This is a genomic window from Ruminococcus sp. OM06-36AC (genome assembly GCF_003438725.1).
Classification (GTDB): Bacteria; Bacillota; Clostridia; order Oscillospirales; family Ruminococcaceae; genus Ruminococcus_C; species Ruminococcus_C callidus.
Window position 1 is genome coordinate 1 of sequence record NZ_QSTT01000045.1, and the last position, 4,938, is coordinate 4,938.

Annotated in this window: 3 protein-coding genes; 2 read left to right on the forward strand and 1 reads right to left on the reverse strand. The window is 42.8% G+C overall.

The genetic code is table 11. The features are described 5' to 3' along the window. Positions 1–89: 89 nt before the first annotated feature. Complete coding sequence (locus DXB92_RS12825; protein WP_117734182.1) at positions 90–833, forward strand: alpha/beta hydrolase-fold protein; 744 nt, start codon at positions 90–92, stop codon at positions 831–833. 310 nt (positions 834–1,143) lie between these two features. Here the strand turns inward: DXB92_RS12825 and DXB92_RS12830 are convergent, their stop codons facing one another. Next, positions 1,144–2,835 carry an AAA family ATPase gene (locus tag DXB92_RS12830; protein ID WP_117734183.1) on the reverse strand — a complete coding sequence of 564 codons (1,692 nt, stop codon included), beginning with the start codon at positions 2,833–2,835 and terminating at the stop codon, positions 1,144–1,146. 898 nt (positions 2,836–3,733) lie between these two features. Here DXB92_RS12830 and DXB92_RS12840 point away from each other — a divergent pair. Then, on the forward strand, positions 3,734–4,834 hold the full coding sequence (locus DXB92_RS12840; protein ID WP_117734185.1) for a site-specific integrase: 1,101 nt from the start codon (positions 3,734–3,736) through the stop codon (positions 4,832–4,834). The last annotated feature ends 104 nt before the right edge of the window (positions 4,835–4,938 follow it).

The window sequence follows — 4,938 nt, forward strand, 5'->3', positions numbered from 1 at the left end:
TTATATTTTACCATAGTTGACTGCGTTTTTACAGACTTTTTTTCGGTGGGTCTTTATACTTACCTGATTATTAATGAACGAGGGGTACTCTGAAAAAATATCAGTACTATTCCACAACACGGGAACGAAATGTCAACGTGAATGTGCTTTTGCCGGCTGATTACAATGAAAACGAAACCTATCCAGTACTCTATGCACTGCATGGTTATTGGGAAACAGAGGATTCTTTGGCAGCTATGAGCAGTGCCCGTACCATGCTGGGCAATTTGAATGCAAATGGCGAAGCGGAAAAGATGATCGTTGTTTTTCCATATATCTACACCAGCAAAACCAAAGAGGCATGCGATGGATTAAATCTGGAGAATTCATTGAATTATGACAACTTTATCCATGATTTGACAAACGATCTGATGCCGTATATCGAAAAGAATTTCTCCGTGAAGATCGGGCGTGAGAACACTGCAATTACAGGGTTTTCCATGGGTGCGAGAGAATCACTGTTCATCGGCTTGACCCGTTCAGATTTGTTTGGCTATGTGGGTGCCGCCTGTCCTGCACCAGGACTGACACCTGGAACAGATTTGAGTATGCACCCCGGTCAGCTGCAGGAAAATCAGCTGAAACCGGCATACCAGATGCCGAATCTGATCATGATTACCGGCGGTGGGAAAGATGGTACAGTTGGCTCACAGCCTTCTGTTTATCACAATATCTTGTCTGCAAATGGAATTGAGCATCTCTGGCATTCTGTTTCTGATGGAGGGCATGATTCATCTAGCGTTCAGCCGCATTTTTATAACTATCTTCGTGGGATTTTTCAAAGTAAAAAATGATTTTCTCCCCAATGGGAAGAATCATTTGCAATAAATCTCTGCGGCTCTGTTCCAAGCCGCAGATAAAAAGAAGCTTCTGAAAATTCATGCTGTTCCAATGGTTTTTAGGTTTTGTTTCTTTGAAAAGCGGTGGTTTTTTGATAAGCTGCCGCTTTTTTCATAAACCTGTACGTTGAGAGGGCTTGCGGCAAAGCGTGTCACTTTTCTCACTGCATATCAAATAAAATCAGCCTGAGGTTCTAGCGATAGAATCTCAGGCTGGTTTCGTTATTATCTCTTGAAGTGTGAGAAGTGATATGCTCTCGATGATTCAATATTCAAAATGATCCACACCGCCGGATTTTACTCTGCACCGTTTCTGGCAGAAACAAATTCCAAGCTTTGCGATGTTTTCGTACTGTTCGTCCCGCAGACTTGCCTCGTAGTCCTTTTCCTCGATTTGCCTGAGGGCATCTTCGCAGGCTTTTGTCATCTGGTTGTACTTTTCTACAACCTTAAATTCCAGAATTGCGGCGTGATGCCATCTGGAACGCTGCTTTACCACCAGATCAAACCGCCCGTTGCCGGATTCCCGGTTGGAAACCACCATATAGCCGCTGAATCCGGAAACCAGTCCTGTTACAAAGCCGTGATAATAGTTTTCCTGTTCGTCAAAACAGCTGATCGTGTTGGTCAGCCAGGTGCATAGCAGATCTTCTAGCTTTTCCGCATCTGCATGAATCACAGATTCCAGAATGTCTGTCCGGCTGTCACGGTTGACATGGTCAATAAACCACGAACGAATGGTGTTCTTGTAGATGCTCTTGATCTCCACATTGGGGATCACCATGTCATAGTAGGTTTCGTCGCCGACTGTTTCACAGGAGATGATCTTCAGATAACCGGTGAACAGCAGGAAACTCCAGATGTAGTCCTGATTAACATCAATTGTGCCGTAAGTCACGTCTTCAAAAATCTGGGTGTGAATCGGTGTGCCGTTGATGAGTTCCTCCACCATAGATTTGGTACGCTCGTTGGACTCCTCGATAAGCCGCTTCACAATCCGATTGGAGCTGGTGTTCGACCAGTAGGGTTCGCAGGCAACCATGTCGTTTTGCAGGTAGGAGTCAATGCAGTTCAGAACACTCCACGGGTTATAGATCTCCGTCAGTCCGAACCGATAGCCGTCATACCATTTTGCAATTGTTCCGGCATACTGTTCCAGGGAGAAGGTTTGCAAAATCTCTTGCATTTCCGCCTGGGTAAATCCGAAATACTGGGAGAACTTGTTCTTTGTGATGGAGTAAGTTTTCAGGTTGTTCAAGCCTGTAAAAATGCTCTCTCTGGACACCCGCAGACAGCCTGTCAGAACTGCAAATTCCAGCGAGGGGTTGGTTTTTAACGCAGACTCAAAGCAGCTGCGAATCAGGTTGGTCATGTCATCGTAAAAGCCCTCGTGGTAAGCATTTTCTAATGGTACATCGTACTCGTCAATGAGAATGATGACGTTCTTTTCATAGTATTTTGCCAGAATGTCGGATAAGGTTCGGATAGAATTCAGGTAAACATTTTGGTCTGCTCTTTGCTCCATAATGTTTTGGAATACTTCTTTTTCTGAATCTAAAATCTTATTGGATTCTAAAATGATTTTATGCTTCTCATATTCCTTTGCAATCAAGTTTTTATACATATAAAAAGCATCTGTGTAGCTGGCTTGTTTCATGCTTTTCAGCGAAATGCTGATTACCGGATACTGTCCTTGATACGCCATATATTCCGGATAAGCTGCGATTTTCAAGCCATCAAAGAGATAGGCATTGCTTTTCTCAGTTGCCTCAAAAAATCGCTGCAGCATACTCATGTTGAGTGTTTTGCCGAATCTTCTCGGTCTAGTGAAAAGATTGACGGTTTCCTTGTTTTCCAGGAGTTCCTTTATCATCAGCGTTTTATCGACAAAGTAGTACCCGTTGTCCACCAGCCGCTTGAAATCTTCTACGCCAATCGGCAAGGGTTTGTGTTTCATATTCTCACCTCTGCTTGTTTCTGTAATTTTACCGGGATTCTTGTTATTGTTATTATACCATGTTCCTGCGGAAAAAGCAACTGGATTTGCAGCTTTTTTGAATGTGGGGGATTGATAAGGCATATTTTAAAAGCATTGTGCAAAAACATATCACTTTTTTCACCGGCTGTTATTAGATAGCAAAAGCTGTTCATTCAAAAATATTTCCCGTGTTTGTAGAAACACTTTTCAAGGAACAGCGGAAAGTGTGTGCCTCATTTTGTCATTGTACTGCTTAAGTCGACATCTGCGTCGTCATCTCGTCGGCAAAAGCGATATATGAAGTCTGAAAATGATTGTGTTGCATGGGATTTTTCACTTGCGTTAGAGTTGCTCATAACCCGAAGGTCGTCAGTTCAAATCTGGCTCCCGCAACCATAACCGCACTGCACAAATGATACAATTGTGCAGCGCTTTTTTTTTGGAAAAACGCCGAAAATGCGTGACTTTTTCGGTTTTATCAAGCAAAAGCAGCCTGCTGGGGAGCGTTTTCCCGGCAGGTTGTTTGCATTTCTGAAACAACAAAAAAACGATAGGGTAAAATAAAACGGTAGGTCGAGGCTATCGTTTTTTTGTTGTAAAATCAAAATTAGAACCATAAAAAATGCCATGCTGAGAAAGCACATCTTCTCAGCATGGCATTTTGTTTCTATGAAATGTAGATTTCTTCGTAAAATCCGCCCATTTATTTGCATAAATTTCAGACAAAACAGCATCGAATCTGCTATCATTATAGCAGATTTTCAGAAAAAGTAAAGTATATATTTCTGAAAATTCATGAATAAATCATCAGAATCGGAGAAAAAGCAGGCGTTTTCTTGCTTTGAACAGTCCGAAAACTTGTCAGGAGGAATTTCAAATGCCGAGAAGAGGCAGCAACATTTACAAGAGAAAAGACGGTCGGTTTGAGGGACGTGTTCCGATCGGTCATAAGGAAGATGGATCGCTGAAATACAAATTTGTGTATGCCAGAACGCTTTCTGAGGTAAAGGAAAAGATGGCACAATTTCAAGCTGTTTTGCAGAACCAGCCAGTTTCTGCTTTGAAATTGACAGTGGCAGAGGCATCTCGTCAATGGCTTTCCGCAGCAAAACTGCGTGTGAAACCGTCCAGTTATGCGCACTATGAAAACATCATTCGCAATCATATTCTTCCGGATCTCGGAACAAAGTATCTCACGGATATGACAACGCATCAGCTGAATGATTTTGTCTATGAGAAACTGCAAAGCGGTCGATTATGCGGGACAGGCGGACTTTCCGCTCGGTTTGTACAAGACATTATGCGGGTTTACCACAGCATAGAACAGTATGCAGTGCAGGAATATCACATTCGTGGAACGCATTTCACTATGCCAAAAGCAGAGAAAAAGCAGCTGGATGTTTTGTCTTCTGAGGAGCGAAAGAAATTGGAGCAGTATCTTCTTCAGACAGGGCTGACCATTGATCTGGCGATTCTGCTGTGCTTGTTCACTGGTTTGCGTGTAGGTGAATTATGCGGCTTGCAGTGGAATGATATTGATTTTGAAAACGGAACGCTTTCTGTAAAACGAACGGTACAGAGAGTTTATCGAAATGGTTGTTCTGAGGTGCTGATCGGCTCTCCCAAAAGCAGAACTTCTGTGCGGACAATTCCGGTTCCGTCCTTCTTGTTGGCATTGCTGGAAAAGAAAAAGCGACAGGATTTTCTGTACTTGATTACTGGGAAAAGCAAACCGGCAGAACCGAGAACGATGCAGTATCGGTTTCAGAAAATCCTGAAACTCTGTGGTATCCGAAAGGTTCCATTTCATCTGCTTCGACACACTTATGCTACAGATTGTATTGCCCATGGGTTTGATGCAAAGACGCTGAGTGAATTGCTGGGACACGCTGATGCCAGTATTACTTTGAATCGATATGTGCATTCTTCTATGCAGATGAAGCAGGAATATGTAAAGCGACTGCAATTGACGGGATAATGTTTCGCCGTCAAAAAATCGTATGGAAAATGCAAAAAGTATCGGAAACAGCGTGATTTTTTAGGATTGAATGGTCAATGGGCGGATTTTACGAAACAAAAATG

What these genes read in the sequence shown, in the direction of transcription:
- DXB92_RS12840 (WP_117734185.1), top strand. Translation starts at nt 3,734, where the DNA reads ATGCCGAGAAGAGGCAGCAACATTTACAAGAGAAAAGACGGTCGGTTT.
- DXB92_RS12830 (WP_117734183.1), bottom strand. Translation starts at nt 2,835, where the DNA reads ATGAAACACAAACCCTTGCCGATTGGCGTAGAAGATTTCAAGCGGCTG.